This window comes from Vibrio sinensis (assembly GCF_003605645.1).
Lineage (GTDB): Bacteria > Pseudomonadota > Gammaproteobacteria > Enterobacterales > Vibrionaceae > Vibrio > Vibrio sinensis.
In genome coordinates this window covers 742,232-759,573 of sequence record NZ_QVMU01000001.1, presented here as the reverse complement: position 1 = coordinate 759,573, position 17,342 = coordinate 742,232, and the positions used below count along the sequence as shown (strand labels likewise).

Below are 17,342 nucleotides of genomic sequence, written 5' to 3'. Positions count from 1 at the left end.
ATTAGACCATGACGATGAAAACAATCCTAAAAATGAGTGTTATTGCTTCAGCTTTACTTGCTGCGAACGTTTACGCTCAAACAGAACTCAAAGTTGGCTTCAATGAAGCGTACAACAGCCCTATCTACCATGGAATGGTAAAAGCCTCTCAAGAGTTGGAAAAACAATCCGGTGGTGAGTTGACAATGCGTATCTATGAAGGCGGTCAGTTAGGTAGCGTACATGAAATGCTCGAGCAGGTATCTCTGGGTGAGATTGATATGTCGATGCAGGTATTCGGTGGCTACGCACAGTATGTTCCTGAGTTAGGCGCACTAGAGACCGCTTATATCGTTAATGATTTTGACCACCTTAAGAAAATTTTGGCAAGTGAGTGGGGGATGAAAGTTCGTGGTGAGTTAGAAGATAACTTCCAACTTAAGCCTATCGATAGCTGGTACTTCGGTGTGCGCCAAACGACATCTAACCGAGCGATTAACTCAATTGATGATATGAAAGGGTTAAAACTTCGTACGCCAAACGCGAAAGCATTGATTGATTACGCGAAAGCAACCAGCGCCATCCCATCACCCATTGCCTATGCAGAAGTTTACCTTGCGCTACAGACTAACGCGGTAGATGGTCAAGAAAACCCAATTCCATCGATTGAAGCAATGAAGTTTTACGAAGTACAAAAATACCTTGCGATGACTAATCACGTGGTTCAAGACCAAACTATTTCCATTAACTCTGACAGTTGGAATGACCTTTCTGAACAAGAGCAACAATGGTTGGTAGCGGCCCTTAAGGCGGGTGGTGATGAAGCAGAGCGTCTCATTAATGCCGACACAGAAAAGCACCTTGCGCTATTTAAAGAGGCAGGTGTAACAGTGACTTATCCAGATCTAGAACCGTTTCGCGCGGCAATGAAACCATACTACGCAGCATTAGATAAGCAATATGGCGAAAACTTCACACAAACCTTAATTGACGCGAAGTAATTCTGCTTAAGGCGGGGCACGGGACGTGCTCCGCTACTCAATAGGAACTAACTATGTACAAGATAATTACTAAGATGGAGTTGATAGAAAAATATCTGTCTATCTTTCTATTTTTGCTCATGTTGTCGGTGATCGCCATCCAGATCCTGAGTCGCTATTTCTTTAGTTTTGCTATCCCATGGACAGAGGAACTATCTCGTTGGCTATATATTTATATCGTATTTATTGGGGCCAGTGAGGCGATTTCTCGCCGTGACCATATCGCCATTGATATGTTGCCAAATAGATTGGGTGATAAGGCGGGCTTACTTCTCGATATCTTTATTCATGGTGTGTTTGCTGTGATTGCAGTGATTATTGTCCACTACGGCTACATCTTCGCTGAAAGGATGGATCGATTGGGCTCAGTAACCATGGATGTTCAGATGTCGGCCCTATATGGCGCTGTACCCGTTGGCTTTCTTTTAGTCTTTATTAAATCATTTTTAAACGCTGCGATTTCTTTCTCTAAGTTGGTTAAACCACAAAGAGGCGATGCCACAGTGAACTCCCATCTATGTAAGTAAGGTATTGGCTATGTTTGGTATTTTTGGTGGTTGGGGTGCGCTGTTAGCAATCGGTATGCCTGTCGCATTTACCCTATATGTTGTTTCAATCATTTATCTTTTAACTAATGGTGGCATTGCGCTCGCTTCGCAAAAAATTATTGCCGGGTTGAACTCATTCCCGTTACTTGCAGTCCCGTTCTTTATCTTCAGTGGTCTATTGATGAACTCAGCAGGCATCACTGACAAAATGTTTAAATTTGCTCGAGACTTAACTGGGCATTTAACAGGCTCACTTGGTCATGTTAACGTTCTTGCCAGTCTTCTATTTTCAGGAATGTCGGGTTCAGCGCACGCTGATGCTGGTGGCTTGGGGCAGCTTGAAATCAAAGCGATGCGTGATGAGGGTTACGATGATGGCTTTGCTGGTGCGATTACCGCTGCGTCGAGTGTTATTGGGCCTTTAATGCCGCCGAGTATTCCTATTGTTATCTACGGTGTTATGTCTGGTGCATCGATTGGCGCGCTGTTTTTAGCAGGCGTTGTACCTGCGTTATTGTGCGCTGTATCTCTGATGGTGATGGTCTACTTTATCGCCAAGAAAAAAGGTTATCCGGTTTACCCGAGGGCGTCATTCAAAACGATTTGTTACTCCTTTAAAGATGCCTCATTAGCGCTAATGACACCGGTTCTTATTATTGGTGGTATTTTCTCTGGCATCGTTACACCAACTGAAGCGGCAGTCGTTGCTTCTCTGTATGCCATGTTCTTAGGCTTTGTGGTGTATCGCGAATTAACAGTTTCACGTTTTCTAGAAGTGGTCCATGAATCGGTGAATACGTCGGCGGTGATTGGATTTTTGATTGGTGGTGTCGGCCTATTTGGTTATGTCATCGTTAAAGAAGATATTCCTCTTAAAGCAGCTGAGCTATTTTTACAAGTTACTGATTCACCTTTGGTTTTCCTTGTGCTTGTCTCGGTGATGCTGTTTATTTTAGGCGCATTTATTGAAACCCTAGCGCTGTTGCTGATTTTGATCCCTATCTTGCTACCTGTAACCATTCAGCTTGGCATCGACCCAGTACACTTTGGTATCGTCGTCGTGATGAACATGATGTTGGGGATATTGACTCCACCAATGGGGGTCTCGCTCTTTGTGGTTGCGAAAGTCGGTAAGATCCCATACGAAGTACTTGCGCGCTCGGTTTTGATCTTCTTAGTACCACTGATTATTGTCTTGGCTATCATCATTCTCTTCCCGCAAATGGTGATGTTCTTACCAAACTACTTCCTTTAATTTATAGCAGGCAGCAGCGAGTAATCGCTGCTGAATATAATGATCATTGCAAAAGTAAGCCGTTTATCGCACGACAAAGAGTTTGGCGACATCATTAGATTGGTTCTTGAGAAAGATCTCGAGCAAATGCCTAGTGGAATTAATAAAATCAAAGGTGATGATGTTTTTGTTAATCGAATTAGAGGGGTAGCGCGGTCACTGGCAGACTCACAAGCTGAGATACATCGTGAGTATGTCGATATTCATCTGGCGTTAACAACGAAAGAGACACTCGGTTTTGCAGTTGAACCCGCATCGTCTCTGTTTATGACTGAGCAATGTTTTGACAATGATTGTGAGCTTAAAACCAATATAGGTCATGAGCAATTTATTACCCTCGAACCGCATCAATATTGCGTTTTCTACCCTAGTGAATGGCATCGTCCAATGATTCAGGTTGGAAGTGAAGAAGAGTGGGTGGATAAAGTTGTGATAAAAGTAAGGGCATCAATCCTATGACTTTGAGTAAGAGTGAAATTTCTGGAAATTGGGCGACACTGTTGCTCCCGATTAAAAATGAAGTCATTGATTTTGAGCGACTTGAACAACAAATTGACTGTTATATTGCTGCGGGTGTGGATGGGATTTATTCTAACGGTACGGCAGGCGAGTTTTATACTCAGTCCGCAGAAGAATTCCAACAAATCAGTAACTTGTTGGCTCAAAAATGTCATCAGGCAGGTATGGCGTTTCAAATTGGTGCGAGCCATTGTCATCCTCAAGCGGCGTTAGAACGGGTAAAGTTTGCGGCGATGCTTAGTCCAACCGCCATTCAGGTTATTTTACCCGATTGGTTTCCGTGTTCATTGGCTGTTGCGAAAGTCTTTATGCATAAAGTAGAGCAAGTTGCACTGGGAGTTGATCTTGTGCTCTATAATCCACCACATGCTAAAGTTAATCTAACAGCGAATGAACTAGATGAATTGTACGAAGCTATTCCTACGTTGGTGGGGTTTAAATTACCAAGGATCACCGCTGAGATTGAACAGACTGGTTTAGCCGCGAAAGCATCCATTTTTGTCGCTGGGCATTTTCTTGCGACTGATGCATATAAAGGAGCAAAAGGTGCCTATTCCAATGTGTGTTGCTTAAACCCTAAAGCGACCCAAGAATGGACAGAAGAGTGCTTATCACTTAAGCCATCAGCGTTGGAACTAGAGGCTCGTATTCAACAATTTATGGCAGAAGAAATTGCGCCATATATTACCGAGCAGGGTTACTGTAATGCGGCAGTAGACAAATTTATGGCCGCAATGGGAGGTTGGTCGAGTATTGAATCAACAATGCGCTTTCCGTTTGCCTCTATCCCTATGCAAGACATAGAGTTCAAAGCAAAGGTAAAGAATGAATACCTACCCGAATTTAAGATTTAAATAGACGCCGATTATATTACACTAGATAGAATTCTAACGTCATGGTTCAGCCAGGTATCAAAACTATCTGGTGAGATAACAATAATTAAGTATTTAAAGAGGGAACTCTTATGGAGTTAACTTCGTTTCCATTGAAGCCAATGAAAAAAACCAAGCTTTCAGACAGCGTGGCTGAAGAGCTGGAAAAAATGATCATTAATAATACGTTAAAAGAGGGCGATACCTTACCCTCTGAGCGGGACTTGATGGCGGCATTTGATGTAGGCAGGCCTTCTGTGCGAGAAGCGTTGATGAAGCTATCGCAAAAAGGGTTAGTGGAAATTAAAAGTGGCGAAAAAACCCGTGTAACCAAACCTTGCACTGCAACTTTAATAAATAACGTCTCTGGACTTGCTATTGGCTTATTGTCTCAAAAAGATGAAAAACGCCAGTTCGAGCATTTAAGACAGTTGTTTGAAATCGCGATTGTTAGAGAAGCTGCATTAGTTCGTACTGATGAAGATCTAGCGAGACTGAAACAAGAGTTAGATCAGAACAAAGCACATTGCGAAGATTATGATGCCTTTGTTCGATCTGATATTGCGTTTCATCGTTGTATCATTGATATGATTAAAAACCCAATGGTCTCTTCTTTATACGAATCGTTAATTTCTTGGTTAATTATGACGCGTAACCCATCAGAGTACACGCCGTATCACAAGCAAAACTATCAAGAACATGTGATGATTTTCGATGCTATTGAAGCGGGAGATGCCAACCGGGCTGAGCAGTGTATGCGTGAGCATTTAGATAACGTCATGCGAATCGAGAAGTAACCAGAACTTGTTTGGTTGGAGCTCAGATCCTATAAGTGAATAAATCTCTTCTAGAATACATTCGTTCCAATGAGCTAAATGGCTTCCTTTCGTTAAGATGGAAGCCATTTTTAATCACTAATCACTAATCACTAATCACTAATCATTAATCATTAATCATTAATGATTGAGCGCTAACCGCTAAATAAAAATGCAATTAGGGTATAGTGCTCTGTATCGAAACGGTTCATTTTCGATCAAATACAAAGTTGCTCTATTCAACTGTATGTTCAATTAGATGTTTAAGCGTCGTTAAAGTGTACGTTCAAGCGTATGTTTAGTTGTGTGTTTTAGCTATGTTTAAGCATAGCAGCCCAGTCTAAGTTAACTTGTTGTGGTTCGATTCGATTACGCGAACTCTGGCCATGAAAGCCAGTGTGGGCTTGTGCGAATACATAACTGCATTGCCCATTTTTAAAGACTAATAGAAATGGTGCTTGAATTGCATCATTCAAACACTTGTAACGTATCCCTCCGGCGGCAACAGAAAGCGCATTAAATACATTAAGACCAAGGCAGATTGTCACCTTAGGATTAATGATTTCAATTTGTGGCAGAGCGTACTGTTTTGCACAATCTAATAAACTTCGCCATGTCATTGCGGCAGATAACGTCCCCTGTTTAATGAAAGGGTAAAGGTTGGTGGCAAAGGTCTCTTTCAACGTTAAATTGAAATGATGGCTAAGTAATGTATTTAATTGTCGAGAGGTTGGGAGCTTTGGATCTAATCCAAGCGAAACAAGTTCAGGCTTAAAGCCTCGACAGAGATAATCTTTAGAAGCCCAATCTTGCAAAATGATCATAACTTCTGAATTTAAATTTGAAGCCGATTTTGTATAGGGTGACACCCAATCACACTCATAGGCCCCACAAAAAAAATCAGCGATTGAGTACGCATTCTCAGGAGTATTTTGTTTACGTTTTTGGGTTAATTCATAAAGAAGCTTGTATTTATGGGCACTAGTCAGTGCGTGTGAAACCTTGGTAGCAACACTATTCATCGAATGGGCTCTTGCTGATACTTGGTTTTTATTAACGCTAGTTTTAGTGTGAACTGCGGCATACTTAGGTGCAGTGAATAATTTAGGTGTAGTGAGTAAGGATGTAAAGTCGAACATTAAGTGCCGTGCCTTTAGATTTTTGCGATGAAGTGTTTCGACTACCATTTATTGTCGTATTAACATTTTAACGTGTTCTCATCCTGTCCACCTTTGCAAATTACGCAAAACTGATTTCATTTCAAGGGATATTCCCATTCTCGCGATCTGAGCGCATTATTTCCCCATTGGTTAGACATCACCATCATTAAACAGTGACGCGATAACTCAGCAAATTGAGTTTGTAATGACTCGTTTTATTTAGCCAATGGCATGTTAGATAAGAAGATTAACTTTTTATGGTATCGCCCATAGCAGGGATGAAAGTCAGCATTAAGTTGAGGCAGAGCTAATTGCATTAGCTGTTTGTTGCTTTGAATTACACGCCTATGACACCTTGATACTTAGGGGTGGTGAACAAAATATTTTTGCATTATGAGCATGGAGTAAATCATCTATGTTTGTGGAAAATATCAACGCCATTGTCATTCCCACTAACCTCATATGCTTTGAAAAACGTGAAGACCTAAAAATGTAGAAACATGATGTCGTCACTATGATTAATGTATGGGATCGAGTCGCTTTACTAACAAAAAACACCAATGATAGACATTTATGTAAAAAGGTACCGCTATGAAAATATCACTTTGTTTGCACACAGAAAGAACCAGTGTCGACACTGATTACCAACAAGCTTATGAAAACTTTATACAATTGTGTAAGCAAGGAGATCGTGGCGGGTTTTACACCATCTGGACTGGTGAGCATCATGCCATGGATTTCGCTATTTCGCCCAATCCATTATTAACGGTTGCTGCGTTGGCCCCACAGATCCACAACGCGCGACTTGGTACGGCAACGATCGTTGCGCCATTCTGGCATCCAATCCGACTTGCTGGTGAAATTGCATTCACTAATCAAGTCACCCATGGACGTCTCGAAGTTGGTCTGTCAAAAGGCGCATTCCAATACGAATATGATCGATTGACGGAGGGAATGACGAACCTAAAAGCAGGAGAAATGTTACGTGAACATGTCGTGGCGTTACGGAATTTGTGGCATGGGAATTATGCCCATGATGGTGATAATTGGACATTTCCGAGTACCTCAGTCACGCCACAATTTAGCTTAAAAGGTCAGCCACCTCTTTGGATTGCAGCTCAAAGCCCTGAAACCGTAAGTTTCGCTATTGAACATGGCTGTCATGTGCAGATGACACCATTATGGCTGGGTTTAGAGAAAGTGAAAGAAAGTGTCTCTGTATTTAAACACGCAACCCAAGTGGCCAAATCGGATGCGAAACTGATGTTGTTACAACATGCTTATATTGTTGAAAGTGAAGAGGAAAAACAGCAGGTCTTGAAGCACTTTAGTCATTATTATCGTGAGTTTTATGCATGGTTTAGCCAAGCGAATACGGTATCTCATGGCCGATTGCTGGGTGAGTTAGCCACCCCTGAGGGTTTTTCACCCGCTGATTTAGAAAATAACTTGCTGATAGGGACAGCAGATGAGGTGTTGGAAACCTTGCAATATTATCAGAAGTTAGGCGTGAGTGAGTTTGCTCTTTGGTTGGCAAATGGACTAAGTCATGAACAAAATAGTCGCTGTTTAGAAGCGTTCGTTCAACATATCTTACCTAAGTTTCAAAAGAACTAATGTTCATTGAGTGCTCCACCTCGAAGCATCCATCTTGAACGTTCACTTCAAGGATGTAACGACGTTATTTTAAGTTAACTTCAGGACTAGAAAAATGACTACTGCAGAAATATTAGGCTATGCCGCATCTATTATGGTGGCGTTATCTTTAATGATGAAAGACATCGTCAAATTACGAGTATTAAATTTCTTGGGTTGTGCATTATTCACACTATATGCAGTCATGATTGGTGCTTGGCCCGTTGCGGCAACCAATGGCTTTATCGCTTGTGTTAATGTTTACTATTTGATTAAGTTGTATAACGAAAAGCATTCGATGGCTAGCAATGTTGGCCAAAAAAACGAATCAACTTTGTGATGTAAGAGAGTGCATCAAATGACAATATCCGCCCACCTAGACTTTAAATCCTAGGTGAACGGGCATTGTAGTTGCGGCTTAGCCTTAAATTAAACTTGAGTTAAAGACCGGTTTTAAACATGAGTACAGTTGTTTATATAACTGATGTTTTTCTCGATATTTCGCTTGATGGGTTAAACAAGGTTGATGAGTTTGAATTAATGCTGGTTTTAGGCAGATATCACTAATATTGATTTGAGGATTCACCCCTAATTGTGCGAGACGGGCTGCACCTAAAGCAGGCCCGACATCACCACCTTCGCGATAACTTAAGGTTTGTCCGGTTATATCAGCTAACATCTGACGCCAGAACTCACTTCGAGCACCACCTCCAATCAAAGTGACGTCACTGGATTTTAATTCACACGCGTTCATCGCCTCTAAACCATCGGCGAAAGCAAAACCTACCCCCTCAAGAACGGCGAGAGCCAGATCGGCGCGATTGGTTTCATGGGTCATACCAAAAAAGACGCCTTTCGCATTTGGATCGTTATGCGGTGTACGCTCTCCTGACAAATAGGGTAGGAAAACAAGATTGCGGTTATATATCGCTGATTGCTCTACATCTTCTAGCATTTCTGGGACAGATTGATAGTGAGTGAGTTTAGCAACCCAATCTAAACAAGCAGCAGCGCTTAGAATCACCGACATTAAGTGCCAAGTATTAGGTAAAGCATGACAAAAACTATGAACGGCAGACTCTGGGTTGGATGTATAGCTTGCACCTACAGCAAAATAGACTCCAGAGGTACCTAAAGAGAGCATCGCTTGCTCTGGTTCGGTAATTCCCATACCGATAGCACCAGCCGCATTATCACCCGCACCAGCAACAATCGGAACGCAATCCATACCCCAACTGGATGCGACAGTTTCAGATAGCAACCCGGTAATTTCATTCCCCTCAAACAATTGCGGCATGTGTTCTCTTGTCAATGAGCATGCCGCAAGCAGTTCATCACTCCAATCACGCTTAGCAACATCTAGCCACAATGTTCCGGCAGAATCGGACAAATCTGAAGCAAATATCCCACTCATACGGTAGCGAAGATAATCTTTTGGCAGGAGTACCTTGTCAATTAGAGCAAAATTGTAAGGTTCATTTTTTTGTAGCCATTTTAATTTTGGTGCAGTAAAACCAGGCATCATGATATTGCCGGCTATGTGGCGACTGTTTGGAACCAATTGCTCCAACTCAATGCATTCCGCTGCACTGCGGCCATCATTCCACAATATCGCAGGACGGATTACACTTCCTTGTTTATCTAGTGTGACAGCGCCATGCATTTGTCCAGATAGACCGATGGCTTTAACTTGGTTTAATTGAATAACGTCTCCCAATTGCTTAATCGCAGCATTGGTCGTTTGCCACCAATCTTCAGGATTTTGTTCAGACCAAAGTTCATGAGGTCGAGATACTGTCAAACTGGCTACTTCACTGGCAATGATCTCACCTTGCTCATTGAGTAAAATCGCTTTGATACCAGAGGTACCTAAATCTATTCCAAGATACATGATTACTTCCTAAATCGGCGTGAATGCTAATTGTCATCATCGTCCTCAAATTTCATAATCACAATTACGTTTTTTCACAGTTGGATTTGTGGATTTCATCATTGTGTTAAATGTCACATAGAGATTTTCGGGCAAATGATAGTATGCTTTTCTGTTGATTTTAGTGTGGTTATTTGATGTTTCAGAATGTAGAAAAGCGATACAGGATTACTTTGTTATTTAATGCCAATAAGGTCTATGACAGAGAGGTCATCAAAGGTATTGGTGAGTATCTACAGGCAACGCAGTGCAATTGGGATATTTTCCTAGAAGAAGACTTCCTTACTCGTCTTGAAAACATCAAACATTGGATGGGCGATGGCGTCATCGCTGATATGGATAACCCTGAAATAGAGGCTTTTTTGAGTCAGTTGGATATTCCGATTATTGGCGTCGGAGGATCGTACAAAGAGAGTAATGACTACCCAAGCTTCCCTTATGTCGCTACCGACAACTACCTATTAATTCAGCAAGCTTTTGAACATTTAAAAAACAAAGGCATAGAGAGCTTTGCTTTTTATGGTTTACCTAAAACAACGGAAAAACGTTGGGCAAATGAAAGAGAAATGGCATTTAACGATATTGTGAGCGCTGCGGGTTACACTGGTATCGTTTATCGTGGTAATGAAACATCGCCTCAATCATGGCAATACGATATGAACCGTTTAGCGGACTGGTTGCAAAAACTGCCATCTGCGACTGGCATTATCGCGGTGACGGATTCAAGAGCGAGACATATCTTACAAGTTTGTGAGCATTTGAATTTACTCGTGCCTGATAATATCTCAGTTATTGGGATCGATAATGAAGAGTTAACCCAATATTTCAGTCGGGTTTCTTTAAGTTCAGTAGGTCAAGGTTGTAAGAAAATGGGTTATGAAGCGGCTAAGTTGCTGCATAAAATGCTCACTCAACCTAGTGATAATCTAGCAAGAATTATTGTGCCACCATCAGGTATTCATGAAAGACAAAGTAGCGATTATCACGCTTTGAGAGATCCCTATGTGATTCAAGCAATGCATTATATTCGACAAAATGCATGCCGTGGGATCAAGGTGGATCAGGTGCTGAATGCGGTTGGTATTTCACGTTCAAATCTAGAGTTTCGTTTTAAAGAGGAGCGTGGTCACTCAATTCATCATGAAATCCACAATTCAAAACTAGATAAAGCTTGCCAGTTACTTTCTTCGACCTCATTACCAATCGCAGAGATTGCTGAGCTTTGCGGCTATCCGTCACTGCAGTATATGTACACTGTTTTTAAGAAAAAGTTCGAATCAACACCAAAAGAGTATCGAAACGAAAAATTAGTTGAGAAAGAGCCGACAGCCTAAGTTTTTCTTGATAAGAAAGCCTCGTTTGGTAATCCGACGAGGCCTTTTTGTACCACTAGAGAGCGAGTGCTAATGCTAATCGAATGCAGGCTTTTTCCAGCGTATCTCTAGGGCAACCTAAGTTCAGTCGAATATAGCCAGAGCCTCCTTGAATAAAGGTATACCCCATTGAGGGAACAATACCGGCTTTGGTGCATCGGTGTTGTAATTCATCATCACTGATGTTGAGTGAGTGACAATCTAACCAGACAAGATAACCCGCTTTTGGCATGTTAAATGTAATGTGGGGTAGGGTCTGTGTGAGGAAATCATTTAAGTAGTTTAGGTTGTTTTGCACATAAGTCATTAACTCAGCTAACCATATTTCGCCATTTTTGTATGCCTCAGTGGCTGCGCACATTGCAAGGGAATTATAGACGTCTAGGCCTAATGAGCTCATCTTCCGCAGGAATAAATGATGTATTTTAGCATTGGGAATAACGAAATTAGAGATTCGCAGTGAAGACAAACCAAAGGTTTTACTCGATGCGGTGGCGACAATGAGTCGCGAATGAAAACGTGTTGGTAAGCGTAGTGCGGAGCAATAATGATAGTTAGGGAGAGTTAAATCACCCCAGATTTCATCGCTAATTAACCAAGCGTCATAACGTTCACAGAGTATCGCGATTTGCTCAATTTCATCATAATTCCAAATTCTACCTATTGGGTTATGAGGGTTACAAAGTAGCACCGCTTTTGCCCCTTGTTGTAGGCAACTGTCGAGATGTTCAAGATTAAGCGTGTAGCCATTGTCATCATGTTGTAATGGGTTTTCAATCACCTTACGTTCGTTAAGTTGAATGATGTTAGCAAAAGAACCGTAGCCAGGTGTTTGCAAAATAATACCATCGCCTTGGGAAGTTAGGATTTGTAAGGCGAGGGCAATCCCTGGTAACACACCATGAATTGTCGCGATTGAATCTCTCTCAATGGTGACGTTATGTTTATTCTTATACCAATGGATGAATGCGTCAAAGTACTCATCATTGCGTTCAGAATAACCAAAGATACCATGTTCGATTCTGTGTGAGAGTGCGTTGAGGACTTGTGGTGGTGTTTGAAAGTCGTAATCAGAGACCCACATAGGTAAAAGATCATCGCCATCAATGCCCAGTTTTTCTGTCATGAAATCCCATTTTACTGAGCTGGTATTTTTTCTATTATGAGTGGTGTTGAATACATTTTCCATTTAATGACTCTCTCTAATTTGTTATGTCTAGAATAGTTGAGCCAAAAATTAAATATGAGATATAAATAACATAAACCAAATTAGTGAAACTTAAACTCAAATATCATAATTGCACATAATGCCTCAAAAAATGAATAGTGTATGCGAACTAAAATATTAACGTGAAGGCAAAGAATTATGAACGAGTATTTTAAAGGCATTAGCAAAATTCAATTTGAGGGGATGGAATCAGAAAATCCACTTGCTTTTAAAACCTACAACCCAGACAAAATAATTTTGGGTAAATCAATGAAAGAGCATCTTCGTTTTGCCGCTTGTTATTGGCATAACTTTAGATGGCCAGGTTCTGATGTTTTTGGTGAAGGCACTTTTGCTCACTCGTGGCTAAAGCCTGGTAATGAAATGGAGATGGCTAAACTAAAAGCCGACGCTGCATTTGAGTTTTTTACTAAGCTAAATGTCCCGTTTTATTGCTTCCACGATACTGATATTGCGCCTGAGGGGAATTCTCTCAAAGAGTACAGCAATAATCTTGCGCAAATGATTGATGTCTTCGAACGTAAGCAAGAAGAGACAGGGCTAAAACTGTTATGGGGTACTGCTAACGTATTCTCTCATCGCCGTTATTTAAGTGGTGCAGCAAGTAACCCTAACCCTGAAGTGTTTGCTTACGCGGCGACGCAGGTTTTCCATGCGATGAATGCGACAAAACGATTGGGCGGTGAGAACTATGTGCTTTGGGGTGGTCGCGAGGGTTATGAGACGTTACTGAACACGGATTTACGTCAAGAGCGCGCACAGCTAGGTCGTTTCATGCAAATGGTCGTTGAGTATAAGCACAAAATTGGATTCCGTGGTGCGATTTTAATTGAGCCAAAACCACAGGAGCCAACAAAGCATCAATACGATTACGATACCGCCACTGTTTATGGATTCTTAAAGCAATATGGCCTAGAGAATGAAATTAAGGTCAATATTGAAGCAAACCATGCAACATTGGCAGGCCATAGCTTCCATCATGAAATAGCGACAGCAACGTCGCTTGGTATTTTCGGTTCTGTCGACGCTAACCGTGGTGATGCCCAGCTTGGTTGGGATACTGACCAGTTCCCAAATAGCATTGAAGAAAATACGTTGGTTATGTATGAAATCCTTAAAGCGGGTGGGTTTACTACGGGTGGTCTAAACTTTGATGCGCGTTTGCGTCGTCCATCTATTGATATCGAAGACTTCTTTTATGGCCATATTGGCGGTATGGATACCATGGCACTTGCATTAGAAAAAGCAGCTTTGATGCTCGAAACGGATATGCTGGCGAAAAATGTAGCAAAACGTTATGAAGCATGGAGTGGCCCTCTAGGTAATCGCATTATGCAAGGTGAATTTAATCTATCAACTCTTGCCGATCATGCAATGACGTCAGAGATAGATCCGCAACCTGTTTCAGGAAAACAAGAATACCTAGAAAATATTGTTAATAATTACATTTATAAATAACTACATTTATAAAAATATTTTTTCGACAATAAACCTTATTGTATTTCGCCATTTGTGCTCGATTTGAAAATTTAATTAGTGTGATCGTGTTCTTGTATGTGGAATTTGATTCTAGTTAAAACAAAAAACATAAATGGCGAGTAAATACTATTTTGATAGCTTTATTATTAACAATCATTATTCGATCGGAGTACTCTAATGGGTATTATTTTTGACAATGAAATCTCGTTGCTGTGGCGTGGAAATAAACAAGAACTCAAAATTGAGCCGTGGGGAGCAGATAGTTTTAGAGTTCGAACTGGTTTTAATCAGGTTAAGGATGGTTTTCCTGGCGCTCTTGAAGAGCAACCAGAGCAATGCACTGTACAAATTAATCACTACGAGACCTATTCGGAAATTATTAATGGTGACATCAAAGCAACAGTCAGCCTTGGTGGTTTAATCCATTATTATCGCGTTTCTGACGGTGAGCTATTAGTCAAAGAAGTCGCATACTTAGGTGTCGATTTACCAGGACTTCATCGTGTTTTACGCCCTGCTGCTGGTGGATTGGTCTCAATCAATCAATACTTCTCAACCGATGATGACGAAAAAATATTTGGATTAGGGCAGCATATGAATGGCTGTTTTGATCAAAAAGGTTTGGTACTCGATCTTTCGCAAGAAAACAGTGCGGTTTCTATTCCTTTCTACTACTCAACCAAAGGGTATGCTTTCTTATGGAACAACCCTGCAGTAGGTCGCGTTGAACTCGCTCGTGATCGAATTCGCTGGGTTGCTGATGCCTGTCATCAAGGAGATTATTGGATTTCTGCTTGTTCTGAGCCAGCGTTAGCGATGAAGCGCTACTTTGACGTGACAGGCACACCGCCAGTATTCCCTGACTGGGCGAGTGGTTTCTGGCAATGTCGTTTACGTTACACCACCCAAGAGCAAGTGCTGAGCGTTGCTACTCGCTATCACGAAATGGGTGTTCCACTATCGGTGATTGTGATTGATTACTTTGCTTGGAGTACGCAAGGTGATTGGCGATTTGACGAGACTTGTTTCCCTGATCCTACAGCAATGGTTAAACAGCTTAACGAGATGGGTGTTAAAGTCATGGTTTCAATCTGGCCATCTATTCATCCAGGTAGTGAAAACTACAAAGAGATGCGTGATCAGGGCATGTTGTTAGAAAAAGTCAGTGGGCTGCCAATTGGCATGACATTTGAAGAAAACAATATGCGTGATGGCAAACCGATGCCAGTCTTCGTCACGTACTATGATGCGACAAATCCAGAAGCTCGTGATTATGTTTGGCAGAAAGCTAAGCAGCATTACTACGATCATGGTATCGAGATTTTCTGGTTGGACGCGAATGAACCAGAATGTTATCCAAACGATAAGTCTGACATTGTATTTCATCAAGGCATGGGCTCTGCGGTAGCAAACTTATACCCACGTGAACATGAAAAAGCTTTCTACGATGGTATGAGAGCTGCGGGACAAGAGCAGGTTCTCAATCTATGTCGCTCGGCATGGGCAGGTTCACAAAAATATGGTGCAGCAGTATGGTCTGGTGATGTGCCATCCACTTTCCAAGCCCTTAAAAATCATATTCCTGCTGGGCTGAATATGATCATGAGTGGGATTCCTTGGTGGAGTCACGACATTGGTGGTTTCCATAGTGGAAATATCGACGATCCGATTTTCAGAGAGCTGATGGTTCGCTGGTTCCAGTTTGGTGCGTTCTCACCAATCTTCCGTCTACACGGCTTCCGTTTGTCTGACTCTATGGTTTCCCATGGAGTGACCGGTGGTGCGGAGAATGAAATATGGTCATTTGGTGAGCAAGCACAGACGATTTTGACTGATTACATCCAGTTACGTGAAAAATTCCGTCCTTATATTCATCAATACATGGAACAAACAGCAAGCACAGGTATGCCTTTAATGCGTCCAGTGTTTATGGATTTCCCGAATGATGCAGAAACTTATCAGCATGCGATGAGCTTTATGTTTGGGCCAGATTATTTGGTTTCGCCAGTCAGCGATTATCAAGCGAGAGAATGGCATGTTTATTTACCCCAAGGTTCGAGCTGGCGTAATGCTTGGAGCGAGGAAGTTTTTGAGGGTGGACAAACAGTAGTTGTTGACGCTCCTCTTGAACAAATTCCATTGTTCGTGCGAGGCAATGCCATAAACCTTGTAAGTCAATAATCATAATAAGAGAAATTAAAATGAAAAAATTCAATAACGTGAAACAAAAATGCATCCTTGCAACACTTATTAGTGCAACTTCATTCTCTTTCAATGCTTACGCCGAGACTGAACTTAATGTGTGGTGGATTGAGCGAGAGCAAAAGCCGTTGTTAGAGAAGTTGGATGAAGAAAATCCCAATATTAAACTAAACGTGCGACTTTTCTCTATTGATGAACTTAACAATGAATTGCTAAAAGCGGCATCGACAGGCCGTAATATTCCAGACATCGTCCAGATTGATAACCCATATCATCAGTACTTTGCCAGTCTAGGTGTGTTGGCTGACCTTAATCCATATATCGCGAAGTCAGACACGATCAAAATGGAAGAATATTTCCCTGGGCCAAAAGCGACGGTGATGCTGGATGGCAAAGCTTATGGTCTACCAAGTACGACTAACTCTTTGTATTTGTATTACAACAAAGACGCATTTAAAGAAGTGGGCTTAGATCCTGAACAACCGCCGCAAACATGGACTCAACTACGTGAGTATGCAGAGAAGTTAACTGATCATAGCAAGATGCGTTACGGTTTACGTTTTTCATTCCCACAATCTGAAGAGGGGGTTTTCCAATCACTGCCATGGTTACAAATGGTAGGAGCTGATTGGAATAACTTAGAGCCTAAGGCCGTTGAGGAGTCTTTAGGTTTCTTAAAAGGGATGATCGACGATCGCATCGTTTCTAGAGACAGTTTGTCGACAGGTCAAACTGCAGCTCCATTTATGTCTCAAACCACGGCTATCTTAGTCGGCGGACCTTGGATGATTGGAGAGATCTCTCAAGTTGATTTTGAGTGGGGCGCTGCGGTTCTTCCATACAACGAAAAATACAATATCCGCTCTTCTGCTTTAGGTGGGATCAATACCGCTATTCCAGCAAAAGCAGAAAATATTCAGGCGGCTTTTGAATTACTAGAAGATATTCGTAAGCACCAAGATGTACTTTGGAATGATTATGGCAATATGTCACCAGTTGCTACGATTTCTTCAAATAACAAGAATCACCAAGAGGTTTTTGAAGTATTGAGTGCGCAGCTAGAATCAGCAAAACCGCGAGGTCCACATCCTGAATGGAGTAAGATTTCTCCAATTCTATCTGATATGACTCAAAGAATCTTAACCGGTCGTACTACTGCGGAACAAGCAGCTGTAAATGCGGAAAAACGCATCGAGAAGATTGTAGATAAGAGCTAAGAAATAAGGCTGGCACTCGTCTGAGTGCCAGCTATCGTACAAAGGATAGAG

15 protein-coding genes are annotated in these 17,342 nt (G+C 41.6%); 12 read left to right on the top strand and 3 right to left on the bottom strand.

Translation table 11 applies throughout. The features are described 5' to 3' along the window. Positions 1 to 8: 8 nt before the first annotated feature. The 6 genes from DZ860_RS03130 (at position 9) to DZ860_RS03105 (ending at position 5,049) form a co-directional block, all read left to right on the top strand. Positions 9 to 980 (top strand): sialic acid TRAP transporter substrate-binding protein SiaP, encoded by a 972-nt coding sequence (locus tag DZ860_RS03130; RefSeq protein ID WP_120029440.1) that lies wholly within the window; start codon positions 9 to 11, stop codon positions 978 to 980. Positions 981 to 1,033: 53 nt separating this feature from the next. Next, positions 1,034 to 1,546: a TRAP transporter small permease gene (locus tag DZ860_RS03125; RefSeq protein ID WP_120029439.1), complete on the top strand. Its 513-nt coding sequence runs from the start codon at positions 1,034 to 1,036 to the stop codon at positions 1,544 to 1,546. A 10-nt stretch (positions 1,547 to 1,556) separates the two neighbouring features. After that, entirely contained in the window at positions 1,557 to 2,822 is a 1,266-nt protein-coding gene (locus DZ860_RS03120) for a TRAP transporter large permease (protein ID WP_120029438.1), read from the top strand. A 39-nt stretch (positions 2,823 to 2,861) separates the two neighbouring features. Continuing rightward, a complete protein-coding gene (locus tag DZ860_RS03115; RefSeq protein WP_120029437.1) occupies positions 2,862 to 3,320 on the top strand; it encodes a NanQ anomerase/TabA/YiaL family protein in 459 nt (152 codons plus the stop codon). Continuing rightward, entirely contained in the window at positions 3,317 to 4,234 is a 918-nt protein-coding gene (locus tag DZ860_RS03110; RefSeq protein ID WP_120029436.1) for a dihydrodipicolinate synthase family protein, read from the top strand. Before DZ860_RS03115 ends, DZ860_RS03110 begins: the two co-directional genes overlap by 4 nt. A gap of 110 nt (positions 4,235 to 4,344) precedes the next feature. Then, a complete protein-coding gene (locus DZ860_RS03105; RefSeq protein ID WP_120029435.1) occupies positions 4,345 to 5,049 on the top strand; it encodes an FCD domain-containing protein in 705 nt (234 codons plus the stop codon). 329 nt (positions 5,050 to 5,378) lie between these two features. Here DZ860_RS03105 and DZ860_RS03100 read toward each other — a convergent pair whose 3' ends face one another. Then, complete coding sequence (locus DZ860_RS03100; protein WP_133305433.1) at positions 5,379 to 6,206, bottom strand: hypothetical protein; 828 nt, start codon at positions 6,204 to 6,206, stop codon at positions 5,379 to 5,381. Positions 6,207 to 6,818: 612 nt separating this feature from the next. On the opposite strand from DZ860_RS03100, the gene DZ860_RS03095 reads away from it, so the two are divergent. Both DZ860_RS03095 and DZ860_RS03090 read left to right on the top strand, forming a co-directional pair. Further along, on the top strand, positions 6,819 to 7,844 hold the full coding sequence (locus DZ860_RS03095) for an LLM class flavin-dependent oxidoreductase (RefSeq protein ID WP_120029433.1): 1,026 nt from the start codon (positions 6,819 to 6,821) through the stop codon (positions 7,842 to 7,844). A 94-nt stretch (positions 7,845 to 7,938) separates the two neighbouring features. Then, positions 7,939 to 8,202, top strand: a complete 264-nt coding sequence (locus DZ860_RS03090; protein ID WP_120029432.1) for a YgjV family protein — start codon at positions 7,939 to 7,941, stop codon at positions 8,200 to 8,202. 84 nt (positions 8,203 to 8,286) lie between these two features. Here the strand turns inward: DZ860_RS03090 and xylB are convergent, their stop codons facing one another. Beyond that, on the bottom strand, positions 8,287 to 9,753 hold the full coding sequence (gene xylB, locus DZ860_RS03085) for a xylulokinase (RefSeq protein ID WP_120029431.1): 1,467 nt from the start codon (positions 9,751 to 9,753) through the stop codon (positions 8,287 to 8,289). A gap of 176 nt (positions 9,754 to 9,929) precedes the next feature. Between xylB and DZ860_RS03080 the strand changes: the two genes are divergently transcribed. Next, the gene (locus DZ860_RS03080) at positions 9,930 to 11,126 is read left to right on the top strand and encodes a XylR family transcriptional regulator (RefSeq protein WP_120029430.1); all 1,197 of its coding nucleotides are present in this window, start codon (positions 9,930 to 9,932) and stop codon (positions 11,124 to 11,126) included. Positions 11,127 to 11,181: 55 nt separating this feature from the next. Here DZ860_RS03080 and DZ860_RS03075 read toward each other — a convergent pair whose 3' ends face one another. Next, positions 11,182 to 12,354, bottom strand: a complete 1,173-nt coding sequence (locus DZ860_RS03075; RefSeq protein WP_120029429.1) for a MalY/PatB family protein — start codon at positions 12,352 to 12,354, stop codon at positions 11,182 to 11,184. Positions 12,355 to 12,531: 177 nt separating this feature from the next. Between DZ860_RS03075 and xylA the strand changes: the two genes are divergently transcribed. The 3 genes from xylA (at position 12,532) to DZ860_RS03060 (ending at position 17,291) form a co-directional block, all read left to right on the top strand. Beyond that, the gene (gene xylA, locus DZ860_RS03070) at positions 12,532 to 13,851 is read left to right on the top strand and encodes a xylose isomerase (protein WP_120029428.1); all 1,320 of its coding nucleotides are present in this window, start codon (positions 12,532 to 12,534) and stop codon (positions 13,849 to 13,851) included. A gap of 198 nt (positions 13,852 to 14,049) precedes the next feature. After that, positions 14,050 to 16,053 (top strand): glycoside hydrolase family 31 protein, encoded by a 2,004-nt coding sequence (locus tag DZ860_RS03065; RefSeq protein ID WP_120029427.1) that lies wholly within the window; start codon positions 14,050 to 14,052, stop codon positions 16,051 to 16,053. 20 nt (positions 16,054 to 16,073) lie between these two features. Further along, complete coding sequence (locus tag DZ860_RS03060; protein ID WP_120029426.1) at positions 16,074 to 17,291, top strand: ABC transporter substrate-binding protein; 1,218 nt, start codon at positions 16,074 to 16,076, stop codon at positions 17,289 to 17,291. The last annotated feature ends 51 nt before the right edge of the window (positions 17,292 to 17,342 follow it).

Bases quoted from the DNA above. Each gene is read 5' to 3' on its own strand.
- DZ860_RS03125 (WP_120029439.1), top strand. From the start codon at position 1,034: ATGTACAAGATAATTACTAAGATGGAGTTGATAGAAAAATATCTGTCT.
- DZ860_RS03120 (WP_120029438.1), top strand. From the start codon at position 1,557: ATGTTTGGTATTTTTGGTGGTTGGGGTGCGCTGTTAGCAATCGGTATG.
- DZ860_RS03090 (WP_120029432.1), top strand. From the start codon at position 7,939: ATGACTACTGCAGAAATATTAGGCTATGCCGCATCTATTATGGTGGCG.
- DZ860_RS03130 (WP_120029440.1), top strand. From the start codon at position 9: ATGACGATGAAAACAATCCTAAAAATGAGTGTTATTGCTTCAGCTTTA.
- DZ860_RS03115 (WP_120029437.1), top strand. From the start codon at position 2,862: ATGATCATTGCAAAAGTAAGCCGTTTATCGCACGACAAAGAGTTTGGC.
- DZ860_RS03060 (WP_120029426.1), top strand. From the start codon at position 16,074: ATGAAAAAATTCAATAACGTGAAACAAAAATGCATCCTTGCAACACTT.
- DZ860_RS03110 (WP_120029436.1), top strand. From the start codon at position 3,317: ATGACTTTGAGTAAGAGTGAAATTTCTGGAAATTGGGCGACACTGTTG.
- DZ860_RS03105 (WP_120029435.1), top strand. From the start codon at position 4,345: ATGGAGTTAACTTCGTTTCCATTGAAGCCAATGAAAAAAACCAAGCTT.
- DZ860_RS03080 (WP_120029430.1), top strand. From the start codon at position 9,930: ATGTTTCAGAATGTAGAAAAGCGATACAGGATTACTTTGTTATTTAAT.
- DZ860_RS03065 (WP_120029427.1), top strand. From the start codon at position 14,050: ATGGGTATTATTTTTGACAATGAAATCTCGTTGCTGTGGCGTGGAAAT.
- DZ860_RS03075 (WP_120029429.1), bottom strand. From the start codon at position 12,354: ATGGAAAATGTATTCAACACCACTCATAATAGAAAAAATACCAGCTCA.
- xylA (WP_120029428.1), top strand. From the start codon at position 12,532: ATGAACGAGTATTTTAAAGGCATTAGCAAAATTCAATTTGAGGGGATG.
- xylB (WP_120029431.1), bottom strand. From the start codon at position 9,753: ATGTATCTTGGAATAGATTTAGGTACCTCTGGTATCAAAGCGATTTTA.
- DZ860_RS03095 (WP_120029433.1), top strand. From the start codon at position 6,819: ATGAAAATATCACTTTGTTTGCACACAGAAAGAACCAGTGTCGACACT.
- DZ860_RS03100 (WP_133305433.1), bottom strand. From the start codon at position 6,206: ATGTTCGACTTTACATCCTTACTCACTACACCTAAATTATTCACTGCA.